We start from the raw sequence: 232 nt of genomic DNA on the forward strand, positions 1-232 counted from the left end.
CATTAAGCAGATACTCACTGATGTGCGTTGGGCAATCGGTTGTGACCTCAAGTCGTACTTTATCACCGAAGCGGCGGTTTTCGAGCTCGCCTTCTAGTGCTTTGGCAATGTCTTCGACATCATCAGCCAAGTCTAAATCGGCATTACGTGTCAGCCTAAATTGATGACAGCCAGTCACACTCATTCCAGGGAATAGCTCACCGATATGCTCATGAATGATAGCGGATAGCAT

General features: G+C 47.4%; 1 pseudogene. It reads right to left on the bottom strand.

The window, feature by feature from the left end:
• A pseudogene (locus SB725_RS34170) lies at window positions 1–232 on the bottom strand (RNA degradosome polyphosphate kinase); the annotation flags it as partial.

The organism is Pseudomonas sp. SIMBA_041, assembly GCF_046535095.1.
Taxonomy (GTDB): domain Bacteria; phylum Pseudomonadota; class Gammaproteobacteria; order Pseudomonadales; family Pseudomonadaceae; genus Aquipseudomonas; species Aquipseudomonas mucoides.